Here is a 21,406-nt window from a genome sequence, read left to right as displayed (position 1 = left end):
ATGTCCCTGAAAACCAATCCGCTGCGCAACGCGATCGTCATCGCGCTGGCCGCCAGCTGCACCACCCCCGCCTTCGCACAGAGCGCCGGCGATACCCCGACCAACCTCGATCGCATCGAAATCACCGGCTCGCGCATCCGCCAGGCCAGTGTCGAGACCGCACAGCCGGTCGTCGCGCTCAGCCGCGCCGAGATCGAGAAGAAGGGTTACATCAACGTCGCCGACATCCTGCAGGACGTCACCGCCGCCGGCGCACCGAGCCTGAGCCGCTCGTCGTCGCTGAGTTCTTCGCGCGACTTCGGCGGCACGTACGTCAGCCTGCGCAACCTCGGCCCGGAGCGCAGCCTGGTGCTGATCGACGGCCGCCGCATGGGCGTCAGCGCCGGTGGCTACTCCGACCTGGCTTCGATTCCCTCGGCGATTGTCGAGCGCGTGGAAGTGCTCACCGATGGCGCGTCCGCGCTGTACGGCTCGGACGCCATCGCCGGTGTGGTCAACATCATCACCCGCAAGAACTTCGACGGTGGCGAAGCCAGCGTCTACGTCGGCCAGTACGGTGAGGGTGACGGCCAGAAGCGCTCCTACAGCGCCACCTTCGGCAAGACCTTCGACCGCGGCTGGTTCAGCGTCGGCGCCGAGCGCACCAAGGAAGACGAGATTCTCGGCAGCGAGCGCGAGTTCAGCCGTTACCCGGGTGGCCCGCGCCATCCCGACGACGTCAAGGCACTGAACCAGACCACGCAGTGGGGCAGCGTCACCGTCGACGGCAAGTCGCTGACCGTGGGCCCGGGCGGCGACCCGAGCCAGAAGGCCAACTTCCACACGCCCAATCCGGCCGATGGTGCCAACACCAAGACCAACATGAGCCTGCTGAGCGGCCTGGAGCGCACTTCGGTGTTCGCCAACGGTGGCTTCTCGATCACCGATGACCTGCGCATCGTGGCCGACGCGCTGTACAGCAAGCGCGAGTCGACCAAGCACCTGGCCGGCTACCCCTACTCGGTGTCCACCGCACAGGCGCGCAACGGTTCCCGTGCTGCCCTGTCCAAGGACAGCGCGTTCAACCACTGGGGCCAGGACGTGCTGTTCTCGCACCGCACCGAAGAAATGCCGCGTGCGACCGAGAACAACCTGGACACCAAGCGCGCCAGCATCGGCCTGGAAGGCAGCTTCGAAACCGGTTCGCGTTACTGGGACTGGAACGTCAGCTACATGTACAACCGCAATGAAGGCGAGCGCATCGGTACCGGCAGCATGTACCAGCCGCATGTCGACCTGGCGGTCGGCCCATCCTTCATGGATGGCACCGTGGCACGCTGCGGCAGCCCGGGTGCAGTGATCGCCGGCTGCGTGCCGTGGAACCCGGCCGCGCCGATGGGCTATGCGGGCCCGGGCTCTTTGAGCAACCAGGACGTGCAGGACTACCTGTTCACCCGTTTCGTCGACAAGATGAAGAGCACCACCAAGGTCGCCAGCGCCAACATCTCCGGTTCGGTGTTCACCCTGCCGGCCGGCGACGTGATGGCCGCGATGGGCTTCGAGCACCGCAACGAAGAAGCCAGCTACACCCCGGACCTGATGGTGCAGAAGGGCCAGATTGCCGGCACCACCGGCCAGCCGACCCGTGGCGACTACTCGCTCAACGAGGTCTACCTGGAGCTGCAGGTACCGCTGCTGGCCGACATGCCGTTCGCGCGTGAACTATCGCTGGACCTGGCCGGCCGCTACACCGACTACAACACCTTCGGTTCGACCACCAACAGCAAGTTCGGCCTGAAGTGGAAGCCGATCGACAGCCTGCTGGTGCGCGCGACCTACGGCACCGGCTTCCGTGCGCCGACCGTGGACGACCTGTACGGCGGTGCGGTGAAGAGCCGTGATTCGTTCACCGATCCGTGCGATACCTCGTTTGGCATCGCTGCCAGCAGCGCGACCGTGGCCGCACGCTGCCAGGCGCTGAAGGTGCCGGCGGACTTCCGCCAGCAGACCGCGTCGGAAGGCAACGTCGCCAACCGTCCGGGCCAGCAGGGCATCGCCGATTTCGACTCCGGTTCCAATGCGAACCTGAAGCCGGAAACCGCCAAGACCTGGACCGTGGGCCTGGTGTACAGCCCCGAGTTCGTGCCGGGCCTGGACGTCAGCCTGGACTGGTGGAAGATCCGCATCGACAACGCGATCGTGGGTGAGTCGGCCACCGACATCCTCAACCAGTGCTACGTGCAGGGTGTGGATTCGGCGTGCGGCCGCTTCACCCGTTCCACCAGCGCCAAGACGCTGGGTCAGGTGACGTCGCTGGACCGCTCGCTGGTCAATGCGGGCTACCGCGAAACCGCCGGCTACGACTTCAGCCTGCGTTACCGCCTGCCGGAAACCGCGTTCGGCCGCTTTGCCGCCACCTGGAACACCACCTACACCGACTACCTGGAGCAGCGCAACGACAGCGCCGCCACCACGCCGGTGGAGCAGAAGACCGGCTGGCAGGGCAACTTCCGCGTGCGTTCGACCTTCAACCTGGATTGGCAGTACGGTGACCTGGGCATCGGCTGGACCGCCCGCTACTACTCGGGCATGAAGGAAGCCTGCTCGTATGACCTGGCCGGTGGCCCGGACTGCAACATGGCCGGCTTCGTCTCGCCGTACACCGATGCGCAGCCGAGCCGCAAGGTGGGCTCCAACACCTTCCACGACCTGCAGGTGCGTTACAGCCTGCCGTGGGACGGCACCGTGTCGCTGGGCGTGAACAACGTCTTCGACCACCAGGGTCCGATCATGTACAGCCAGCCGAACAGCAGCTTCACCTACTACGGTGGCTTCGACATCGGTCGTTTCATGTACATGAAGTACCAGCAGCGCTTCTAAGCCTGCAACCGCGTTCCCGCCACCGCCATCTCTCTCTCCTGGCGGTGGATGGAAGCAGAACGGCGCCCTTCGGGGCGCCGTTCTTTTTTGGGTGGAAGCGGGTCGGATCCCTTCGCCCTGCGAAGGGCTCTGACCCCACGCGACGGATAGAACAGGGTCAGAGCCCTCCGCGTTGCGGAGGGATCCGACCCCGCAGCCCCGCCGGCGCTAGCGCTTGGCGCGCATCGTGCGGATGTTGTCACCGACGAACAGGATCAGGCCGGCCCAGATCGCGGCGAAGCCGATCGCCTTGGCAGTATCGAACGCTTCGTGGAAGAAGAACACGCCCAGCAGCAGCTGCAGGCTCGGCGCGATGTACTGCAGGATGCCGACCAGCGACAGCGGGATGCGCTTCACGCCGTAGGCGAAACCGATCAGCGGCACTGCGGTCACTGCGCCACCGAAGACCAGCAGCAGGTCATTGCGCCAGCCCCAGCCATGGAAGAACGCGCCGCCATGGCCGTTTTCCGCCCAGATCGCGAAGGCCAGCGCCGGCAGGAACAGGTACATGCTCTCCACGCCCAGGCCGGCCACCGGATCGACCGAGACCAGCTTGCGCAGCAGGCCATACAGGCCGAACGAACAGGCCAGGCCCAGCGCGATCCACGGCGGCGTACCCGCGTCGATGGTCAGCCAGGCCACGCCCACCGCCGCCATCGCCACCGCCACCCACTGCAGGCGCCGCAGCCGCTCCTTCAGCACCAGCACGCCCAGCAGCACGTTCACCAGCGGGTTGATGAAGTAGCCCAGGCTGGTCTCGATCACATGGCCGGCGTTGACCGCCCAGATGTACAGGCCCCAGTTGAACGCGATGGTCAGGCTCGACACCAGCAGGATCGGCAGCGCGCGCGGCTGCGCGGCGATCTTCTGCCACCAGCCCAGGCGCGAGCTGATCAAGAGCCAGCCCAGCACCATCACGGTGCTCCAGATGATGCGGTGGGCGATGATCTGGAACGAGGGTACCTCGTTGAGCAGGTGCCAATAGACTGGCACCAGGCCCCAGATCACGAAGGTGGATGCGGTGACCAGCAGGCCCCGGCGTTGTTCTTTCTCGTCCATGCTCACTTCTTTCTCGTCCTTGCCATTGTCAGCACCACCACACCCAGGAGAATCACCGCCATCGCCAGCAGGTCGCGCCAGCCGAAGCGCTCGCCGTTGAGCAGCGCGCCCAGCAGCACCGCGATCACCGGATTGACGTACGCATAGCTACCGGCCAGCGCCGGCCGCACGTTCTGCAGCAGCCAGACGTAGGCGGTGAACGCAACGATGGAACCGAACACGCACAGGTAGGCCATCGCCAGCAGGCCACCGGTATCGGGCAGCGTGGTCGGGCGCTCGCCGACCGCCAGGCCGATCAGCACCAGCAGCACGCCACCGCAGATCATCTGCCCGGCGGCGGTCATGAACGGGCCCGGCAGGTCCAGGCCGCGCGCCCACACCGAACCGAAGGCCCAGCCGATCGGCGCGATCAGCAGCAGCACCAGCCCGGTCGGCGAGGCCGTCAGGCTGCTGCCGGCGTTGAGCCAGACTACGCCGAGGAAGCCGATGGCGATGCCCAGCCACTCACCGCGGCTGGCATGCTGCCCGCGCAGCGCCGAGAACAGCGCCATCCACAGCGGCACCGAGGCCACCGCTGTCGCGGCCAGGCCCGAGGACACCTCACGCTCGGCCAGCACCACCATGCCGTTGCCCAGCACCAGCATGGTCACGCCCATCACCACCAGGTTGCGCCACTGCCGCAGGGTCGGGTTCGGCATCTTCCAGAACAGGCGCAAGGCCAGGAACATCAGGCCACCGGCAATGATGAACCGGCTGCCGGAAACCATCGTCAGCGGCAGCGCGCCGCCGTGCAGGGCCTTGGCGATGCCCAGGTAGGTCGAGCCCCAGACCACGTAGACCAGCAGCAATGCCAGCGCGACAAGGCCACCCCGGGGGGCAGCCGCAAAGGGAACAGGGGAAGCCGACATGACGCACCAGCGGGCGGGGGAAAACGGATTCTAGAGCGTTCGGCTGACGGAAATAACCCCGGTTCCGGGCACGCTGATTTGCACCTACAAAGGCGCCGGGTTTTCCCTCGACAGGGTTGAGACAAACCCCGACGTCTGTTGCGCCGCCGGGCGGGTGGCAGTGTCATCCAGGCTGACGTATCGCACCCCGCCGAACACAAGTGAGATGCCGATCAAGGAAAGGATTGCTCCGATCACTGAGAACGGACTTGCCCAGCAGGTGTTGGGCCAATGACCTGAACAGGAGAACCACCATGACCTGCATACCGCCTCCACTCGCAATGCCGGTGGGAGTTGCTGGTGCTTCATTGCTGTGCTCACCCATTGAACCGGTCCTGATTGCCGTTGCAATCGTCATTGCCGTCCTGCCCATCTGAGGAGCATCCCGTGGAACCGAAAGCACTACCCAAGCAGGCCAGATCGGTAGGGATGCACGGTTCGTGCATCTTGATTGAGACAACCGGAGCAGGCTGCGCAGCTGTCGGCATCGTTGTCGGCATTCTCATCAACCGGGGCATCCATCCGAAGTGATATCCCACTCGGGTGGGTCGGATCATCCGACCCACCCTCCGGAGACAATATGAAAGATCCAGCTCGAATGTTGGAACTCGCGGATGACCCTGCAGAACTGTCTGCACTGACGGAGATATTCGGAAGGAGATCGTCGCTCTTGGGCGTGCTTGAGGCCACTGGACGTGCGGCACGTATTCGCCAATGGGGATCGCAGATCAATGGAAGTGGGGACACCTCGACAAACCGTCAATCCATGCTTTCGATATGCCGTGAGTTCGATCAGGTAATCCTGCGCGACTTCTTCCACGATGAGTGCCGGAGCCACATGGGCAGTCCACTGTATGCGACGCCGGGGAAATTCTTCGTCAAGCCGCCACTGGCGGGAATGGTCATATACAAGGACGAGTTCGTGGACGTGCACTACATGCAGAGCTCGCCACTTCAGGCAGCTGCAGCATTCCAGGCCGGTGTCGAAACCGGAATCACCATCAACGGCACGGACTCACTGGTGTTCTTCACGGATACGCCCGGCGTCGAGTATCAGGTATACCCGGTCCACACCGGTGACGAATCCGACCCGCGGCTGGGCCCGCCTAGTCGAGGGCAGTCGGCTTCTGGTGACCATCTGTTCCTTGAGGGCGGCAGGCAGGGAATGCACCTTCTACATGGCTCCAGTCCGACGTCGATGATTGTCTGCCTCTCGTCCAGATCGAGGTCCGAGGTCACTCAGCACTTCTCCTGCAGTCCGGAAAGCTCGTCGGCTGCACGGCGACAAGCGTAACCGACTCCCGGCTCCAGATCATCGCGACAGCATTGTCCTACCTGCGGGGGAGCGACAACACCGGAGCCTTGCTGGACATGTCGCGCCATCCGACGACATTCGTTCGCTGGAACGCGCTGAGGTCGCTCTACCGCGTTGACCCGGCAGCGGCATCCGAGCGACTCAAGGAAATGAGGGAGAACGATGTGAACGAAGAGATCAGGAAGCTTGCGACCCGCTCACTGGAACAAGGATGAGCAACCATGCCAATCCGCATTGAAGACACGTCCCAGGTTTCGATCGGCCTGATGGAACTCGTGGACTACCTACACGATTCGGCGTTCGATCCCCGCGACCAGGAGTCGATGATCTCAGTGGCCCCCGTGCTGAGGAAGCTGGGCAACAACCAGACATTCCTGAGCGAGATCATCTGCAAGGAACTCAAGGATTCGAAAAGCATTCAGGTCGATAACGACTACACACCCCAGGTCCTGATGCTCCATGCCCCACAGGTCTCGGGCCAGAGCTACTTCATCCGCGCATGCTTCTGGCCTGGCCATGAGGACGAGATCCTTGCTGCAAGCGGGCACAGCACGTTTTTCTATGGCATTCCGCACGACCACAACTTCAATTTCCTGACCATCGGATATCAGGGACCGGGGTACATAAGTGACTACTTCGAGTACGACTACGCGTCTGTTTGCGGAATCCCCGGAGAAAGTGTCGATCTCAGGTTCATGGAACGATCCCAGCTCAACAAGGGAAGCATGCTGCTGTACAGGGCATTCCAGGATGTCCACCAACAAATGGCACCAGAAAGCTTCTCGGTAAGCATCAACATCATGGAGCACTCACTGAGAAGTGTAACCATGGACCAGTATGAGTTCGAACCTGGAACCGGCACGATTTCGCAGATCATCAACCGCTCCAGCGCTGCGGCCATTTTCATGATCGCGGCTGCGACGGAAGATGGGGATTCGCAGCAACTGCTTCGCGATATTTTCAGGAGCCACCCGATGGACCGAGTGCGCATGGCTGCACTGGAAGCCCTGATTGCGAACTCGCCAACCCCCGAAGCCGCCCTTCAGTTGACCACCATGGTCCAGTCCAGGCACAGCCTGTTCATGCGATCCAGAGCCCGCCAATTGGCTGACGGTTTTGAAGAGAGGTCCCGCCATGCTTCTCGCTGAGCAGGTCTGCAAGCGGTTTGGCGAGAGGGTCGTGCTGCGGGACCTCGATCTTTGCGTACCTCCAGGGGAGATCGTTGGCATCATCGGTGCCAATGGCGTTGGCAAGACGACGCTCTTCCGTATCCTCTGCCATCTCATTCCTGCCGATTCCGGAACCGTAGCTTTTGGAACCGAAGCCGACACCGCCAGCGTACCGTACGTGGATATTGGCTATCTGCCCGAATCGCGCAGTCTCTTCTCCGAAGTCACCGTTGGAAGGACACTGGAGTTCTGGGCGCGACTGAGAGGGATGTCAGGAAAGCAGGCGGTGAAGGCACGCGATGTATGGCTTGAAGAAATAGGGCTGCTGGCGCGCGCCTCAAATCGAGTATCCAGCCTCTCCAAGGGCAACCTGCAGAAGCTGCAGCTCGCCGCATGCATGCTTCACGACCCGGGCGTCCTGATCCTTGATGAGCCGTTCTCGGGACTGGACCCTGTAAACCAGATTGCCGTTGCCGACCTCATCAATCGTGCGGCACGCCAAGGCACAGCCGTTGTGCTTTCCGCCCACCACATTGAGTTGCTTCAGCGCCTCGCCAGAAGGATTCTCATGCTGAGGGATGGACAGCTTCATCCCGCCACGTCGCAGGACCTTCACCCTACCCGCATCGTGGCGCTCTCTCATCCTCTGCATTGCGAGTCCTCCCCGCATGACCTTCGACCGGAGAAAAGCTTATGCGAGTGAGCCCGTTCTTCATGATCAGCCTGTTCGAATTCAGACGGCACCTGGACATTCGTGGCGAAGTTGCAGGTCTTCTATTGCTCGCAGTGATCGCATTGGTGAAGTTGGGTGGAGACGCCATTCTTGCTCGGGAATCTGCAGCCGTCGTCCACTTGGATGCGCGAGGCACTCCAGTAGCGGGCCTGAGCGAGGGGCGCTTCCACTTCAGTGACGCGCTGGGAGATGGGGTCTCAGGCGATCCACCAATTCTGTCCTCGGTGGCCGGAGACTATATTCTCCACACCGAGCAGCCGCCGGGCTGGCTTGGGGAACTGCAACGCAGCCTGGACACGCTCCACCGTCAACATTCTCTATCACTGCTCGGTGTAACCCGTGACCAGCTTCGGAAGGTGGACTCACCAGTCTCGCTACGCGTCATTGACTCTCGGGGCACCGCGGTCTTCGCGGACACATCCTTGACCGCTGTTTCAATCGCAATGGTGGTACTGACGACACTCGCCATACTTGGCTGCCTTGGCATGATTTTTCAGGGCCTGCTGGGAGAGCGCTTTGGTCATGCTACAGAAATGATCCTGAGTGCAGCGCCACCTGGGCTCTGGCTCGACTGCAAAGTCGCCGCGTCCATCCTTCATGGATTGAAGACGGTGGCAGTGTATGGGGTCTACGGTGCAATCGGTTGGACGCTGATGTCCGGTTCGGCGAGTGGGGATGCAACCTTTGCCGAAGGCAGTTGGAAGGTGATGCTCGGCCTGCTCGTGTTCTGCCTTCTGGGGCTCATGCTGTGGAACTGGTTTTTCGCCGCGTGCGCTACCGCCATTCGATCACCGCATTCAGCTTTCCGCAACACGCTCCCGGCTTTCCCACTGACGATGATCATGATTGGATTTGCTGGCCTGCGGACGCCCGACGGTGCATTCATGCACGTAATGTCCCTTTTTCCTTTCACGTCAATGGCTGCAATGCCGGTTCGGCTTCTGTACGTGAATGTGCCGATCTGGGAGATCGCGCTGTCCCTGTCGCTTCTGGCCTTCACGGCAGCACTTTTGCGGAAGTGGGCCCGCAGCAACTTCAGGACTGCCATCGTTTCCCCGGTTGAACCAACGCATACATCGTCTGATTGAGGCTGCCGAGAAGGGCTGCAGCGGCTCTCCTTACGACGTATTAGCTATGGTCCCTGCCCCCCTGCGCTGTCACCCTGTGCGGTCCCATGCCCTGCCCCGCCCCTCCGGCACCCGGCGTTGACGTGGGATGCAGTACCTAGGAGGCTGGCCGTCAGCGCCCCGCGCGCGGCTGGCACCGATCTTTCCCGCACGGAAGCGCCGCATCGAGGATTCCCACCCGGATGAGCACCACGTCCCAATCCGCTGTCACCCGCACCGACGGCGCCGCGCTGCGCCGGTCGATCTCCAATACCCTCAAAGGCTCCGCCGGCAACCTGGTGGAGTGGTATGACGTCTACGTGTACTCGGTGTTCGCCGTGTACTTCGAATCGCAGTTCTTCTCGCCGGACGACAAGAACTCCACGATGTACGTGTGGGCGATCTTCGCCGCCACGTTCCTGATGCGCCCGATCGGTGCCTGGTTCTTCGGCCGCTTCGCCGACCGCCACGGCCGTCGGTTGGCGCTGACTGTCTCGGTCACGCTGATGGCGCTGTGCTCGTTCCTGATCGCCATCACCCCCACCGCCGCCAGCATCGGCATCTGGGCCGCAGTCATCCTGCTGTTCGCGCGCCTGCTGCAGGGCTTCGCCACCGGCGGCGAGTACGGCGCCAGCGCCACCTACATGTCCGAGGCCGCCATTCCCGGCCGTCGCGGCTTCCTGTCCTCCTTCCACTACGTCACCCTGGTTGGCGGCCATGTGCTGGCCCAGCTGACCCTGCTGCTGATGCTGACCTTCTGGGGCAAGCCGGAGATCTCCGAGTGGGGCTGGCGCATCGCCTTCGGCATCGGTGGCATCGCCGCGGTGGTGGTGTTCTGGCTGCGCCGCGGCATGGACGAATCGCTGTCGGAGTCGTCGATCGAAGCTGCGCGCGAGGGCAAGGCACAGAAGTCCGGCTCCATGTACGAGCTGTTCGTGCACCAGTGGCGGCCGCTGCTGCTGTGCTTCCTGATCACCGCCGGTGGCACCGTGGCCTTCTACACCTACTCGGTGAACGGCCCGAAAATGATCCAGAGCGCATTCGCGGGCAACGACCCGATGACCGGCACCCTGATCAACCTGGGCGTGCTGGCGTTCCTGATGGTGCTGCAGCCGGTCGGCGGCTGGCTGTCGGACATCATCGGCCGCAAGACCCTGCTGGTGTTCTTCGGTGTGGGCGGTGTGCTGTACAGCTGGTACCTGGTCACCCAGCTGCCGCACCAGCACGACGCCACCCTGGCCTTCCTGACCCTGGCACTGGCCTTCGTCATCCTCACCGGCTACACCTCGATCAATGCCGTGGTGAAGGCCGAGCTGTTCCCCACCCACGTGCGTGCGCTGGGCGTAGGCCTGGGTTATGCGCTGGCCAACTCGCTGTTCGGCGGCACCGCCCCGCTGCTGTACCAGGGCGCGCTGAAGACCGGCCACGTCGACTGGTTCGCCATCTACGTGACCGCAACGATCGCGGTATCGTTGGTGGTCTATGTGTTCTTCCTCACCAACAAGGGCCCGAACTGGCTCGACGGCACCCGCAAGTAAGCGCGTTGCCCTGATCGCGTCCACCGGTTCACTGCCGGTGGCCGCTGCGTCTCCCGCCACGTCACTGATGTGGATCGCGGCGACACTGGCCGCAGCCACGGCACTGGCCTGGCTGCTGCGCCGCCCCAACGCACAGGCCGCGTGGCCACGCACCGGATTCGGGGTCGCCCTGCTGGTGTTCTGCTCCGCGCTGGCGCTGCAGCTGGTGGTGGACCTGGGCAGCGGCCACAGCTCGCTGCAACTGCGCCTGCATCGCGGCATCAATGCAGGGTCGCCGGTTGGCCTGCGTACGATGGTGGCGTGCTATCTGGCAGCGCTCGCGGCCGCCGGCTGGGGCGCATGGACGCTGCTGCGCCGGCGCTGACGAACACCCGGTCGTGCCGGCCGCTGGCCGGCAATCCGCAATCGGCAATCGGCAATCGGCAATCAGCAATCAGCAATCAGCAATCAGCAATCGGTAGAGTCGACTGTTGGTCGACTGCTCTCTCTGTCGGCACCGGAAAACCCGCGCTGCGCGCGATAGTCGACTGGCAGTCGACTCTACCCCCCGGCGGAATGACATGACACCCCGCCGGTCCCGAGCCTCAGCGGCGGGCCGCTTCGCTCTTGTCGCGCGCGCCGCGGAACTCCGATTCCTTCTCCCACGTCGGCCAGCGGCGGCTGTTGGCCAGCTCGGCACCCAGGTCGTAGACCAGCAGAGTGTCAGCCGCGTGGCCGCTCGGATCCCAGCTCGGGGTCCAGGCATCGCAGGCCTGGTGGTAGCAGTCGGCGAAGTACTTCTCGCGCAGCGCGCGGCCGGCTTCAACACCGCCGTCCAGCTTGTCCAGGCCCGGGCCGATGGTGATCGCCGGCACGCCCAGGCGGGCAAAGGCGAAGTGGTCGGCGCGGTAGAAGAAGCCGGCCTCCAGGTTCGGGTCCGGGCTGTAGCTGCGACCGCGGGCCTTGGCCACGCGTTCCAGGTCGCCTTCCAGCGACACCCGGCCCTTGCCCCACGAAGCGATGTCGCGGGTCGCGCCATCCGGGCTGAACATCTCGATGTTCAGCACTGCAGCGGTCTTGTCCAGCGGCGCCAGCGGATGCGCGGCGTAGTAGCTGGCGCCCAGCAGGCCCTTCTCTTCGGCGGTGAGGGCCACGAAGTACAGCGTGCGCTGCGGCTGCGGGCCAGCGGCGAACACGCGGCCCAGCTCCAGCACCGTGGCCACGCCGGTAGCGTTGTCGATCGCACCACGGCGGATGCGGTCGCCCTTGGCGTCGGCTTGGCCGATACCGAACGCATCCCAGTGCGCGGAGAAGATCACGGCCTCGTCGGCGTGTTCACCACCGGGCAGCTTGGCCACCACGTTGCGGGTCACCACCTGCTCGCGCTTGAGCGCAAAATCCACGCTCAGCTTCGCGTTGTCCAGTGCCACCGGGCGGAAGTCCGCACGCATCGCCTTGCGCTTCTCGGCATCGAAGTCGAGGCCGGCGTCGGCGAAGATCGCCTCGGCAAGTTCGCGCTGCATCCAGCCACGCAGCGGCGTGTGCTGCGCCATCGCCTCGGCCTGGCCGCGTTCGATGTCGAACAGCGGCGAGGTGCCCGAGCTCTTCACAGTGGCCCAGCCATAGGCGGCCGGCGCGGTCTCGTGCACGATCAGCACACCCTCGGCACCACGGCGCGCGGCTTCCTCGAACTTGTAGGTCCAGCGGCCGTAGTAGGTCACCGCCTTGCCATCGAACGCGCCCGGCGCATCGGCTTCGAAATCGGCGTCGTTGATCAGCACCACGGCGATCTTGCCGTGCAGGTCCACGTCCTTGTAGTCGTTCCAGTGGCGTTCCGGTGCGTCGATGCCATAGCCGACGAACACCAGTGGCGCGTCCTTGATCTGCACGCGCTTGCGCGGCTGCAGGCTCTGCAGGGTCACGTCCACGCCGTTGGCCAGCGCGCGCTTGCCCTGCTTCAGCGACAGGCTGGCCTTGGCCGGCCCGTCCAGCTGCGCGCGCACCAGCGGCACCGGCTGCACCCAGCTGCCATCCACGCCACCCGGCTGCAGGCCGTAGCTGCGGAACTGCTCGATCAGGTACTGCACCGTGCGCTCTTCGCCCTCGGTGGCCGGCGCGCGACCCTCGAATTCATCCGACGCCAGCACACGCACGTGGCGCGACAGAGCCTGCGGATCGATGCCGCCACCCGGGAGGTCGTTGGCCGCATGGGCCAGGCCACCGACAAACAGGCAGGACGACAGCAGCAACACGCGCATCGGATTCACGGCAGTACCACGGCTAGCTTGGAAGTCACCAGAGTGTAACGTGGTCGTGACATCACGGCGCAGCCTGGGCCCACCTCATCCACGCATGGCGTGGATCTACCTGCTGATGCGGTCCAGCCAGCAGGCCAGGCCCTGCGCGTTGAGTTCGATGTCCATCGCCAGAACAGCGATCACCGCCGCATCGTCCAGCGCACAGCCATGCAGCTGTGCACGTTCCAGGTACAGCGCCTGCAGCGCGGCCAGCAGGCAGCGGTGGCGGTCCGGCCGGCCATCGCACTGGCGGCCGATGGTGGCCATCGCATCGATCTGTTCGAACAGGTCGTTGGCCAGTTTCTGCACCTGTTCCACACGTCCGTAGTGGGTCAGGTACATCGCCTGCGGGCCATAGCCCAGCATGCGCTGGATCGAGGCCTTCATCGCTTCCGGGTCGAACTGCACCGGCGACGAGGTCGGGAAGATGAAGGCCCCCTGCGCGCTGTCCAGCTCGCGGTAGGAAATGCCGAAGGTATCGCCGGTGAACCAGCTGCGGCTGCGTGCATCCCACACGCAGTAATGGTGCAGTGCGTGGCCCGGGGTGTGCAGCAGCACCAGCTCGCGGCCGGCCAGGTCGATACGGTGGCCGTCCTCGGCCACCACCACACGATGTTCGGGAATGGCCTCGATACGACCATAGCTGCGCGCGATTTCCTCGGCACCGTACACCGCCGTGGCACCGGCAATCAGCCGGGTCGGGTCGATCATGTGCGGCGCACCGCGCGGGTGCAGCACTGCCTTTGCGTTGGGCAGCTGCTGCATCAGCAGGCCGGCGCCGCCGGCGTGGTCCAGGTGCACGTGCGTGAGCAGCAGCCAGTCCACCGCGTCAACGGCCAGACCCGCGTTGGCCAGCGCCTGCAGCATCGCCGGCACCGACAGGCCGGTGCCACAGTCGACGAACGCGGCGCGGTCGTTTTCAACGATCAGATAGGCCGCGTCGAAGTCGGGACGCTGGAAGCCGGTATCGATGGTGTGGATGCTGGGGTCGGCGATCATCGGCACGCACCTGGCAGGATCGGGAACAGACGCCCATGGTAGGCGCGCGGGCGGTCCGGGTTCGATGCGGCTTTGGTCGGGTGGTGCCGGGTTGTGGCCGGGTAGAGTCGACTGTCAGTCGACTGTCGCGCGCAGCGCGGGCTTCCAGAAGAGCAGTCGACTCACAGTCGACTCTACCAAGGGCAAGCGCAGGCCAACCAACCGCAGGTCCAGCGGGTGCGCAAGGGCCAGGTTCAGCGCAATGCGAACCGCGGCCGCAGCAGCAGGGCCAGCACCAGCACCGCCAGGAATGCGCCGTAGGCGTACAGCACCGCCAGTACCTGCGGCCAGATCGGGCCGGCGCCGGGCTGTGCCATGCCAAGTCGATACCCCCACAGCATCGAGGCGATGCTCAGGGCGAAGGCCAGCAGCAGGGTGGAGCCATCGAACAGGCGCCGCCGCGGGGTGCGCGGCTGGCGCGGGAACAGCCAGTACAGGCTGCCCAGCAGCAGGAACCAGGGCAGGAACAGCAGCAGCGACAACCAGGCCATCGCAGACTCCATGTCATCGCGCCGGAGGCGCGCGGACATCATGCCATGACCTTCGTTCGCGGGTAGTGCCGGCCGCTGGCCGGCGTTTTCCTATGCAGTGCCGTGGTAGTGCCGGTCGCTGGCCGGCGTTTTCCTATGCAGTTGCCGTGGTAGTGCCGGCCGCTGGCCGGCATTTCCTATGCAGTTGCCGGCCAGCGGCCGGCACTACCCTTACGCTTCGCGCAGCATGGCCAGGGCCGCCAGCACGGCGTCCACTTCGGCTTCCAGCTTGAACAGTTCGCTCTGCAGCTGGTCACCCTGCTCCGCCTGCTTGATCACGGCAATCAACTGCCCCGCACCGCGCGGCGAATCGAAGCCTTCGCTCTGGATCAGCAGCGTGCCGTCACCGGCGGTCAGCTTGAAGTAGAAGCGGCCGTCCTTCTCGCGGTACTGCTTGAACAGTGGCGGTGCCACGCGGGCCACGCCGGCGTCCTCGCTGGCGATATCGCCTGCGGTGGACAGGTCACGCAGGCCCACCGCGTGGCGCAGCTCGTCCAGCAGCGGTGCCGCCAGCTGCTCGCGCAGCTGCTGGCCACGGCGCTTGAGCAGCGCCTCGATCTTCTCCGGCTCGGCCATCAGCGCGTTGTAGCGTTCGCGCAACGGCGACAGCTCGCTGTCGATGCGCTCGAACAGCTGCTGCTTGGCGTCACCCCAGCTGATGCCGGCGGCGAACGCCCTGGCGAATTCGGCGGTCTGTTCCGGGGTGGCGAAGGCCTGGTACATCTGGAACAGCGCAGAGCCCTCGGTGTCCTTCGGCTCGCCAGGTGCGCGCGAGTCGGTCAGGATCGAGAACACCAGCTTCTTCAGCTCCTCGCGCGGCACGAACAGCGGAATGGTGTTGTGGTAGCTCTTGCTCATCTTGCGGCCATCCAGGCCCGCCAGCGTCGCCACCTGCTCGTCGATCACCACGTCCGGCAGCGGGAAGTACTCCTTGCCATACACGTGGTTGAAGCGCTGGGCGAAGTCGCGCGCCATCTCGATGTGCTGGATCTGGTCACGGCCCACCGGTACCTGGTTGGCCTTGAAGATGAGGATATCTGCGGCCATCAGCACCGGGTACATGAACAGGCCGGCGCTGACGCCTGCGTCCTCGTCCACGCCTTCCTCGCGGTTCTTGTCCACCGCCGCCTTGTAGGCGTGCGCGCGGTTGAGGATGCCCTTGCTGGCGATGGCGGTCAGGAACCACATCAGCTCGGTGGTCTCGCGGATGTCGCTCTGCCGGTAGAACCACACGTGTTCCGGGTCCAGGCCACAGGCCAGCCAGCTGGCCGCGATCTCCAGGGTCGCGCGCTGGGTGCGCTGCGGGTCCTGGGACTTGATCAGGCTGTGCAGGTCGGCCAGGAAGAAGAAGCTCTCGATCCCCGGCGCGCGGCTGGCCGCGATGGCCGGACGGATGGCGCCAACGTAGTTGCCCAGGTGGGGCGTGCCGGAGGGGGTGATGCCGGTAAGGACTCGGGTGGTCATGACTGCGTGGGGTAACCTTCGATGAACGGGGCCAGTTTACCTTGCACGCCACCAACCCCGTCAGGGCCTGCGGCGCGTTCATTCACGCAACCCCGCTGGAGACACCCGATGAAACGCCTGCTGCCCCTGCTGTTGATCCTGCCCCTGGCCGGCTTCCGCCCCGCCCCGGTGCCGCCGCCGGCCTACGAGGGCGGCCCCGTGCGCATGTCTCTGGTCGACCGCGACCGCGGCACCGAATTGCGCAGCTACCCTGCCGAGGGCCAGCGCTGGGTGGCCGGCGAGCGCGGCCACCGCTACGCCGTGCGCCTGTACAACGACAGCCCGCGCCGGGTGCTGGTGGTGCTGTCGGTGGACGGCGTCAACGCCATCTCCGGCGAGGATGCCGATCCGTCGCAGACCGGCTACGTGCTCAACCCCGGCCAGCGCGCCGACATCACCGGCTGGCGCAAGAGCCAGGATGAAGTGGCGCAGTTCGTGTTCAGCAGCCCCAGCGGCAGCTATGCCAGCCGCACCGGTCGCCCGGACAACGTCGGCGTGGTCGGCGTGGCGGTGTTCGAGGAAGCGCGCCGCTGGCGTCCGGATCCGATCCTGCGCCGCAGTCTGCCGCTGCCGGCACCGGCCCCGACGGCCGAAGCGGCGGCCGATGCCAGCGCCAGCAACAGCCGCATCGAGGGCTATGCCAGCAAGTCACAGGCCCCTGCGCTGGGCACCGGCCACGGCGCACGCGAGCAGTCGTCGGTACGCGATACCGACTTCGAACGCGCCAGCCGCAGCCCGGCGCAGGTTCTGCAGCTGCGCTACGACAGCGCCCGCAATCTACGCGCGCGCGGCATCCTGGTCGATACACCGCCGTCGCGCCTGCCGCGCGAACCGCAGGCGTTCCCCAACCGCTATGTGCCGGACCCGCCGGCGCGTTGATCGGCCGCCCAGACAGCACAACGCCCGCAACCTCTGGGTGCGGGCGTTGTGCCGTGGGGAAAACCGTAGCGCTTACTTGTAGTCCGGGTAGTCCTTGCTCACGGCATCCTGGAACTCACGGACTTCCTTCTCAGCGCGGTCCTTGGCCCAGCCATAACGTTCCTGCAGGCGGCCGGCCAGATACTCGGCATTGCCTTCAGCCACATCGAAGTCGTCGTTGGTCAGATCGCCCCACTTGGCCTGGGCCTTGCCCTTCAGCTGCGACCACTTGCCGGAAATGATGTCTTTGTTCATTGCTGGGAATCCTTGGTTGCAACGGCGTTCTTACCGTGGCTACAGCTTCGCGCAGCGGCTGTTGAGTGCCGGTCAACCGACCATGAAAGCACTGCTCACCTGCTTGAATGGTTCACTACGCTTCGACACGTACGCTGCAGAAAAACGCGCAAGAAAAAAGGCCGGGGAGGTCCCCCCGGCCTTTTTGCTTTCCGTCCACTTCAGGCTCAACGGCCCTTGGCGGCATCCTCAACCTTTTCGCCAGCCTTCTGCACGTCCTTGCCGGCACCGGCAACGGTGTTGCAACCGGCCAGCAGGGCCACCGAGAACATCGACAACAGCATCAGGGCAACTACGCGCTTCATGGGCTTCTCCTTGGGTTCGCCGCTATACCGCTTCATTCGCGGATGGGGTTCGGTCGCTCGGCGGAAGGAGCCAATGCCACTGCCGCCGCGTGATGTGCAATCTGGCGGCAGGGGCGTGGAGCGCGTGTGAACGGATCATCGATCCGTTCAGGCGGAGAGCTCAGTCGCGCATCAGGGTGGACTTGCCGAACAGGCTTTCGACCAGGTCCACGGCCAGTTCGGCGGTGGCATTCTGCTTGTCCAGCAAGGGGTTGAGCTCGACGATGTCCAGCGAACCCATGCGCCCGGTGTCGGCAATCATCTCCATCACCAGCTGCGCCTCGCGGTAGTTCACCCCGCCCGGCACGGTGGTGCCGACGCCCGGTGCGATGCTCGGGTCGAGGAAATCCACATCGAAGCTGACATGCAGGTGGGTGTTCTCGTCGATGCCGGCCAGCGCCGCTTCCACCGCGCGCTTCATGCCGTTCTCATCGATGTAGCGCATGTCATAGACATCCACCTTGTGGGTCTTGATCAGGCGCTTCTCTTCCGGGTCCACCGAGCGGATGCCGATCTGGTGCATCTGCGCCGGGGTGATCGCCGGGGCGCTGCCACCGAGCTGGGTCAGCGCATCCGGGCCGAGGCCGCACAGGCAGGCCACCGGCATGCCGTGGATGTTGCCCGACGGAGTCACGTCGCTGGTGTTGAAGTCCGAATGTGCATCCAGCCACAGCACGCGCAGGCTCTTGCCCTGCTCGCGGCACCAGCGTGCCACGGCAGTGATCGAACCGATGCCCAGGCAGTGGTCGCCGCCGAGCATGATCGGCATGCGACCAGCCTGCAGTTCGGCGTAGCTGGCTTCCATCAACGCGTGGTTCCACGCCACCACTTCATCCAGGTGGCGGTAGCCTTCCACCGGCGCGGTCCACGGGTTGCGCGGACCATCCAGGTTGCCCAGGTCGCGCACGTCCACACCGCGCGCCTCCAGCGCCTCCGGCAGGCCCGCCACGCGCAGCGCCTCCGGGCCAAGCCTTGCACCGCGATGGCCGGCACCCACGTCGGTGGGAACGCCAATCAACGATACGGAAATGGGATGGGCCATGGGTGCCTCCTGCGGGGGAAAAAGAAGCACAGTCTAGCCAGAGCTGTGTGACACCACTCGCGGCGGTGCAGCAGGGCCATTGCATGGCATGATGCCGCGCGGAGCCAACCGCCCTTCATGGAAGATTGCGATGTCGCCTTTCATCAATACCGCCTGGCCACGCTTTTTCATGGTCGCGCTGCCCATCGCTGCGTTTGGTTTTTTTTTCAGCAGCTCGATTGATGCGTCGCCGAACGCCTGGCTGATGCAGGCGACGCTGCTGCTGGTGCCGTTCTCGACCCTGGTATTCCTCGGGTTGGGTTGGCAGCGTCTGCGCAAAGCACACGCCGAACACCCGATTCTGAAAAGCGAGCTGCCCCGTGTGGCGACGGCATTGATCGGCAACGTGAAGCTGGCGGCGCTATGGTTCGGCCTGACCTTCGTTGGCATGTTCACCCTGATGCTGGCGTGGGTGTTGCTGTATAAGTCCTGCGGCTGAAGCCTGCCCCAACCCGCTGCGCGCTCAGCGTCCGCGGCGGCGAACCGGCGTCAGGCTCTGCACCTGGCCGTTGTTGCGCATCATGCACAGGAAGCGGCCATCGGGGTAATCGATGATCAGTTCCTGGTAATCGCTGCCCACCGGCATCTGGGTGACCAGGGCGCCCTGCGCGCCCTTGCGCACATTGCAGGCCCCCAGTGCGGTATCGCCTGACGGCGCCGGGGTGGTCACCGAAGACACATTGCGGAACACCGCGCGGCAGCCGCCATTGACCCACACCGAGTGCCGCGACAGGCCCCAGTTCTTGCCTTCCTCGCAGCGGGTGCGGCTGAGCTGGCGCACGATCTCCACATTGCCACGGGTATTCAGATCGCACGACACCTGCTGCTGGCCGGTGGATTCGCAAGTGACTTCGCGCGGTAGCGCGGCATCCCCGGTGGCAGCGTCGCCAGGGCGGGCGCTGTTTGTGGCGGGCGCGGGCGCACCACGGCTGCTGACCTGGCAGATGCCAGTGGCGCCGCCTCGGCCGGTGTAGCTGACCTGCGGCGAGCCGTCATCGTTGCGGCTGATCGACAGGGTGATGCCGCTGTTGGCATCGCGTGCTTCGAAATAGCGGTCGTTGAAACGTTTCAACGCCGTCTCGCGGCCTTGCACGTAGACCGGACCGCCTTCGTCGGCGTGCACATCGATGCCGCCCGGGCAGCTGGCGTTGAAGAACGGTACCGCGGCCATGGCTGGGACCACGAAGGCGGTGGATACCAGTGCGACGGTGAGCGACAGGGCATGGCGACGCATGTGCGGATCCCGAAGGGGCCCAGGATGGGCGTGTGGCGGCAGTATGCGGTGGAGCGCTGCGGGCTGTCCGTGAGGAATATCAATTTCCGGGTAGCGCGCGTGGGGATTCATGTCTGGTAAGGTGTTCTGGAAGCCCTGCCGGGGAAGTTAAGCCAGCTTTACTTCCTGGGCGATGAAAGGCCCTGCGACAGCAATGACGCACCAGGATTCATCGTTGGTTGCAGCCCCGCGCGAAATGTCGCTTCTGGCATTGCAATGCTCGAAACGGGCCAAACGCGATAATTCATTTTTCCTTTCAGATCACCCGATGCCATCGAAACAAACGACTGGCAGGCGGTGATTTCACGTGCGCATGATGAATCGCCACCTGCGAGGGTGGCCGGGACTTCCAAGCCCGTGTTGTCAACGATGTATACGCTTGCCAGCCGGCGTCGTCCTCCCAAGTACGGCGCCGGCTGGCAATCCGTTAGCCGATCGACGGCGGGCGGTGCGTGGGGGCCTCGTGCCCGCCGATTCGTTGACCCGGTCTTGGAAGCCACGCATCGCCCGCCACCCTCCTCGGGTGGCACCTCTGTTCCCGACGAGGATGCCCGCATGCCCAAGGCCCATCACCCGTACCTGACCGCCACCCTGGGCGAGGCTGCCCTGCGCCTGCCGCCCGAACTGGCGCAGCCGTTGGAAGCCGCTTTCGCCGCCGCCAACGAGGCCCCTGCGCCGATCAACCTGCCCGGATGCCTGCAGCGCATCCGCGCCGGTGATGCCGCCGACGGACAGCCGTGGACGGGGCCCGCCAGCACACCCGGCCAGGCCGTGGCCGCCGCACGCCGGGATCGCGCCGCAGTCGGCCTGGTGTCGTTGTTGGAGCTGTATCACGCCGCAGAGCGCGTGCGCGTGGACGGGGAAGAGAAGGACGATATCGGCGATGGCACGCGCGAAGGGCTGATGCTGGCCTGTCGGGGGCTGGCGGAGTATGTGGCGTTGCAGGTGGGCGGGGCTCAATAATGCGGAACATTGGCGTCTCCAACGCACAGATTCAACACGCCGCAACCCCGACGAACGAATCAGGCAGACCCGCTGCTGGAATGAGCACACCCTACCCAAACCTGAAACCTGTCCTCGTTGAGCTGCGGCTGGACGAAGTGGATTCGCGCGGCGGCGCTGTTGCCGAGATGATCGCCTCCACCGCGCGCCCCATGGCGCTGTCCATAAGCCCTGAACTCATGTGGTACAGCTTCGTGCTGAATGACAGAGCCATCGCCCGGATCCGTCCTGGAACGCGGGCGAATTGCACAATCTCATTCATCAATTACGAAGGTGCGAAGGAGGTGTTCACTTGTGGCACGTTGGCCGCCTTCGGAGACGGATCATCAACAAAGGGTTGATCCGCATCATCCGGTTTGATTGAACCTGTTCGCGCCGAATG

Annotated in this window: 22 protein-coding genes; 12 read left to right on the top strand and 10 right to left on the bottom strand. The window is 64.8% G+C overall.

Annotation, left to right across the window (positions count from 1 at the left end; all coding sequences use genetic code 11):
• Positions 1–2,859, top strand: coding sequence for a TonB-dependent receptor (locus Q9Q79_RS01325; protein ID WP_099527613.1), 2,859 nt, complete (start codon positions 1–3; stop codon positions 2,857–2,859).
• A 207-nt stretch (positions 2,860–3,066) separates the two neighbouring features.
• Here the strand turns inward: Q9Q79_RS01325 and rarD are convergent, their stop codons facing one another.
• Positions 3,067–3,963 carry an EamA family transporter RarD gene (rarD, locus tag Q9Q79_RS01320; protein ID WP_033833626.1) on the bottom strand — a complete coding sequence of 299 codons (897 nt, stop codon included), beginning with the start codon at positions 3,961–3,963 and terminating at the stop codon, positions 3,067–3,069.
• Positions 3,960–4,865: a drug/metabolite exporter YedA gene (gene yedA, locus Q9Q79_RS01315; RefSeq protein ID WP_005407723.1), complete on the bottom strand. Its 906-nt coding sequence runs from the start codon at positions 4,863–4,865 to the stop codon at positions 3,960–3,962. Before yedA ends, rarD begins: the two co-directional genes overlap by 4 nt.
• 619 nt (positions 4,866–5,484) lie before the next feature.
• On the opposite strand from yedA, the gene Q9Q79_RS01310 reads away from it, so the two are divergent.
• The 7 genes from Q9Q79_RS01310 to Q9Q79_RS01285 all read left to right on the top strand — a co-directional run bounded on the left by Q9Q79_RS01310 (position 5,485) and on the right by Q9Q79_RS01285 (position 11,129).
• Positions 5,485–6,198 carry a hypothetical protein gene (locus tag Q9Q79_RS01310; protein ID WP_236672476.1) on the top strand — a complete coding sequence of 238 codons (714 nt, stop codon included), beginning with the start codon at positions 5,485–5,487 and terminating at the stop codon, positions 6,196–6,198.
• 77 nt (positions 6,199–6,275) lie between these two features.
• Positions 6,276–6,434: a HEAT repeat domain-containing protein gene (locus Q9Q79_RS20505; protein ID WP_339326237.1), complete on the top strand. Its 159-nt coding sequence runs from the start codon at positions 6,276–6,278 to the stop codon at positions 6,432–6,434.
• A gap of 6 nt (positions 6,435–6,440) precedes the next feature.
• Entirely contained in the window at positions 6,441–7,367 is a 927-nt protein-coding gene (locus tag Q9Q79_RS01305; protein ID WP_099527612.1) for a transposase, read from the top strand.
• Positions 7,354–8,091 carry an ATP-binding cassette domain-containing protein gene (locus Q9Q79_RS01300; protein ID WP_024956154.1) on the top strand — a complete coding sequence of 246 codons (738 nt, stop codon included), beginning with the start codon at positions 7,354–7,356 and terminating at the stop codon, positions 8,089–8,091. Before Q9Q79_RS01305 ends, Q9Q79_RS01300 begins: the two co-directional genes overlap by 14 nt.
• A gap of 11 nt (positions 8,092–8,102) precedes the next feature.
• A complete protein-coding gene (locus Q9Q79_RS01295) occupies positions 8,103–9,209 on the top strand; it encodes an ABC transporter permease (protein ID WP_225792006.1) in 1,107 nt (368 codons plus the stop codon).
• 221 nt (positions 9,210–9,430) lie between these two features.
• Entirely contained in the window at positions 9,431–10,765 is a 1,335-nt protein-coding gene (locus Q9Q79_RS01290; RefSeq protein ID WP_005407717.1) for an MFS transporter, read from the top strand.
• A 67-nt stretch (positions 10,766–10,832) separates the two neighbouring features.
• A complete protein-coding gene (locus Q9Q79_RS01285; protein ID WP_099530536.1) occupies positions 10,833–11,129 on the top strand; it encodes a hypothetical protein in 297 nt (98 codons plus the stop codon).
• Positions 11,130–11,349: 220 nt separating this feature from the next.
• Here the strand turns inward: Q9Q79_RS01285 and Q9Q79_RS01280 are convergent, their stop codons facing one another.
• From Q9Q79_RS01280 to Q9Q79_RS01265, 4 genes are all read right to left on the bottom strand, one after another.
• Complete coding sequence (locus Q9Q79_RS01280) at positions 11,350–13,002, bottom strand: M28 family metallopeptidase (protein ID WP_005407715.1); 1,653 nt, start codon at positions 13,000–13,002, stop codon at positions 11,350–11,352.
• A 105-nt stretch (positions 13,003–13,107) separates the two neighbouring features.
• Positions 13,108–14,040 carry an MBL fold metallo-hydrolase gene (locus Q9Q79_RS01275; RefSeq protein ID WP_024956158.1) on the bottom strand — a complete coding sequence of 311 codons (933 nt, stop codon included), beginning with the start codon at positions 14,038–14,040 and terminating at the stop codon, positions 13,108–13,110.
• Positions 14,041–14,273: 233 nt separating this feature from the next.
• Positions 14,274–14,570, bottom strand: a complete 297-nt coding sequence (locus Q9Q79_RS01270) for a hypothetical protein (protein ID WP_024956159.1) — start codon at positions 14,568–14,570, stop codon at positions 14,274–14,276.
• A gap of 210 nt (positions 14,571–14,780) precedes the next feature.
• A complete protein-coding gene (locus Q9Q79_RS01265) occupies positions 14,781–16,073 on the bottom strand; it encodes a tryptophan--tRNA ligase (RefSeq protein ID WP_076739073.1) in 1,293 nt (430 codons plus the stop codon).
• A gap of 108 nt (positions 16,074–16,181) precedes the next feature.
• Here Q9Q79_RS01265 and Q9Q79_RS01260 point away from each other — a divergent pair, with 108 nt between their 5' ends.
• The gene (locus tag Q9Q79_RS01260; protein ID WP_059034869.1) at positions 16,182–16,991 is read left to right on the top strand and encodes a hypothetical protein; all 810 of its coding nucleotides are present in this window, start codon (positions 16,182–16,184) and stop codon (positions 16,989–16,991) included.
• A gap of 72 nt (positions 16,992–17,063) precedes the next feature.
• On the opposite strand, the gene Q9Q79_RS01255 is transcribed toward Q9Q79_RS01260, so the two are convergent.
• The 3 genes from Q9Q79_RS01255 to rocF all read right to left on the bottom strand — a co-directional run bounded on the left by Q9Q79_RS01255 (position 17,064) and on the right by rocF (position 18,710).
• Positions 17,064–17,285, bottom strand: a complete 222-nt coding sequence (locus Q9Q79_RS01255) for a CsbD family protein (RefSeq protein ID WP_004153772.1) — start codon at positions 17,283–17,285, stop codon at positions 17,064–17,066.
• 206 nt (positions 17,286–17,491) lie between these two features.
• Positions 17,492–17,629 (bottom strand): entericidin A/B family lipoprotein, encoded by a 138-nt coding sequence (locus Q9Q79_RS01250; protein ID WP_005407710.1) that lies wholly within the window; start codon positions 17,627–17,629, stop codon positions 17,492–17,494.
• Between the two features lie 160 nt (positions 17,630–17,789).
• Positions 17,790–18,710 carry an arginase gene (rocF, locus tag Q9Q79_RS01245; protein WP_201863758.1) on the bottom strand — a complete coding sequence of 307 codons (921 nt, stop codon included), beginning with the start codon at positions 18,708–18,710 and terminating at the stop codon, positions 17,790–17,792.
• Between the two features lie 130 nt (positions 18,711–18,840).
• Here rocF and Q9Q79_RS01240 point away from each other — a divergent pair, with 130 nt between their 5' ends.
• Entirely contained in the window at positions 18,841–19,188 is a 348-nt protein-coding gene (locus tag Q9Q79_RS01240) for a hypothetical protein (RefSeq protein ID WP_049454229.1), read from the top strand.
• A gap of 24 nt (positions 19,189–19,212) precedes the next feature.
• Here Q9Q79_RS01240 and Q9Q79_RS01235 read toward each other — a convergent pair whose 3' ends face one another.
• A complete protein-coding gene (locus tag Q9Q79_RS01235; protein WP_005411960.1) occupies positions 19,213–19,983 on the bottom strand; it encodes a DUF3011 domain-containing protein in 771 nt (256 codons plus the stop codon).
• Between the two features lie 594 nt (positions 19,984–20,577).
• Here Q9Q79_RS01235 and Q9Q79_RS01230 point away from each other — a divergent pair.
• Both Q9Q79_RS01230 and Q9Q79_RS01225 read left to right on the top strand, forming a co-directional pair.
• Positions 20,578–20,985 (top strand): hypothetical protein, encoded by a 408-nt coding sequence (locus Q9Q79_RS01230; RefSeq protein WP_005407705.1) that lies wholly within the window; start codon positions 20,578–20,580, stop codon positions 20,983–20,985.
• Between the two features lie 80 nt (positions 20,986–21,065).
• Positions 21,066–21,365: a hypothetical protein gene (locus Q9Q79_RS01225; protein WP_005407704.1), complete on the top strand. Its 300-nt coding sequence runs from the start codon at positions 21,066–21,068 to the stop codon at positions 21,363–21,365.
• The last annotated feature ends 41 nt before the right edge of the window (positions 21,366–21,406 follow it).

The sequence above is a fragment of the Stenotrophomonas sp. a6 genome (assembly GCF_030913325.1).
GTDB classification, from domain to species: Bacteria; Pseudomonadota; Gammaproteobacteria; order Xanthomonadales; family Xanthomonadaceae; genus Stenotrophomonas; species Stenotrophomonas maltophilia.
The sequence above is the reverse complement of the archived record's forward strand: the minus strand, read 5'-3'. Positions and strand labels throughout refer to the sequence as shown.

What these genes read in the sequence shown, in the direction of transcription:
- Q9Q79_RS01280 (WP_005407715.1), bottom strand. Translation starts at nt 13,002, where the DNA reads ATGCGCGTGTTGCTGCTGTCGTCCTGCCTGTTTGTCGGTGGCCTGGCC.
- Q9Q79_RS01300 (WP_024956154.1), top strand. Translation starts at nt 7,354, where the DNA reads ATGCTTCTCGCTGAGCAGGTCTGCAAGCGGTTTGGCGAGAGGGTCGTG.
- Q9Q79_RS01250 (WP_005407710.1), bottom strand. Translation starts at nt 17,629, where the DNA reads ATGAAGCGCGTAGTTGCCCTGATGCTGTTGTCGATGTTCTCGGTGGCC.
- Q9Q79_RS01230 (WP_005407705.1), top strand. Translation starts at nt 20,578, where the DNA reads ATGCCCAAGGCCCATCACCCGTACCTGACCGCCACCCTGGGCGAGGCT.
- Q9Q79_RS20505 (WP_339326237.1), top strand. Translation starts at nt 6,276, where the DNA reads ATGTCGCGCCATCCGACGACATTCGTTCGCTGGAACGCGCTGAGGTCG.
- Q9Q79_RS01255 (WP_004153772.1), bottom strand. Translation starts at nt 17,285, where the DNA reads ATGAACAAAGACATCATTTCCGGCAAGTGGTCGCAGCTGAAGGGCAAG.
- Q9Q79_RS01325 (WP_099527613.1), top strand. Translation starts at nt 1, where the DNA reads ATGTCCCTGAAAACCAATCCGCTGCGCAACGCGATCGTCATCGCGCTG.
- rocF (WP_201863758.1), bottom strand. Translation starts at nt 18,710, where the DNA reads ATGGCCCATCCCATTTCCGTATCGTTGATTGGCGTTCCCACCGACGTG.
- Q9Q79_RS01305 (WP_099527612.1), top strand. Translation starts at nt 6,441, where the DNA reads ATGCCAATCCGCATTGAAGACACGTCCCAGGTTTCGATCGGCCTGATG.
- Q9Q79_RS01290 (WP_005407717.1), top strand. Translation starts at nt 9,431, where the DNA reads ATGAGCACCACGTCCCAATCCGCTGTCACCCGCACCGACGGCGCCGCG.
- Q9Q79_RS01240 (WP_049454229.1), top strand. Translation starts at nt 18,841, where the DNA reads ATGTCGCCTTTCATCAATACCGCCTGGCCACGCTTTTTCATGGTCGCG.
- yedA (WP_005407723.1), bottom strand. Translation starts at nt 4,865, where the DNA reads ATGTCGGCTTCCCCTGTTCCCTTTGCGGCTGCCCCCCGGGGTGGCCTT.
- Q9Q79_RS01310 (WP_236672476.1), top strand. Translation starts at nt 5,485, where the DNA reads ATGAAAGATCCAGCTCGAATGTTGGAACTCGCGGATGACCCTGCAGAA.
- Q9Q79_RS01225 (WP_005407704.1), top strand. Translation starts at nt 21,066, where the DNA reads ATGAGCACACCCTACCCAAACCTGAAACCTGTCCTCGTTGAGCTGCGG.
- Q9Q79_RS01235 (WP_005411960.1), bottom strand. Translation starts at nt 19,983, where the DNA reads ATGCGTCGCCATGCCCTGTCGCTCACCGTCGCACTGGTATCCACCGCC.
- Q9Q79_RS01295 (WP_225792006.1), top strand. Translation starts at nt 8,103, where the DNA reads ATGATCAGCCTGTTCGAATTCAGACGGCACCTGGACATTCGTGGCGAA.
- Q9Q79_RS01275 (WP_024956158.1), bottom strand. Translation starts at nt 14,040, where the DNA reads ATGATCGCCGACCCCAGCATCCACACCATCGATACCGGCTTCCAGCGT.
- Q9Q79_RS01265 (WP_076739073.1), bottom strand. Translation starts at nt 16,073, where the DNA reads ATGACCACCCGAGTCCTTACCGGCATCACCCCCTCCGGCACGCCCCAC.
- Q9Q79_RS01285 (WP_099530536.1), top strand. Translation starts at nt 10,833, where the DNA reads ATGTGGATCGCGGCGACACTGGCCGCAGCCACGGCACTGGCCTGGCTG.
- Q9Q79_RS01260 (WP_059034869.1), top strand. Translation starts at nt 16,182, where the DNA reads ATGAAACGCCTGCTGCCCCTGCTGTTGATCCTGCCCCTGGCCGGCTTC.
- Q9Q79_RS01270 (WP_024956159.1), bottom strand. Translation starts at nt 14,570, where the DNA reads ATGGCCTGGTTGTCGCTGCTGCTGTTCCTGCCCTGGTTCCTGCTGCTG.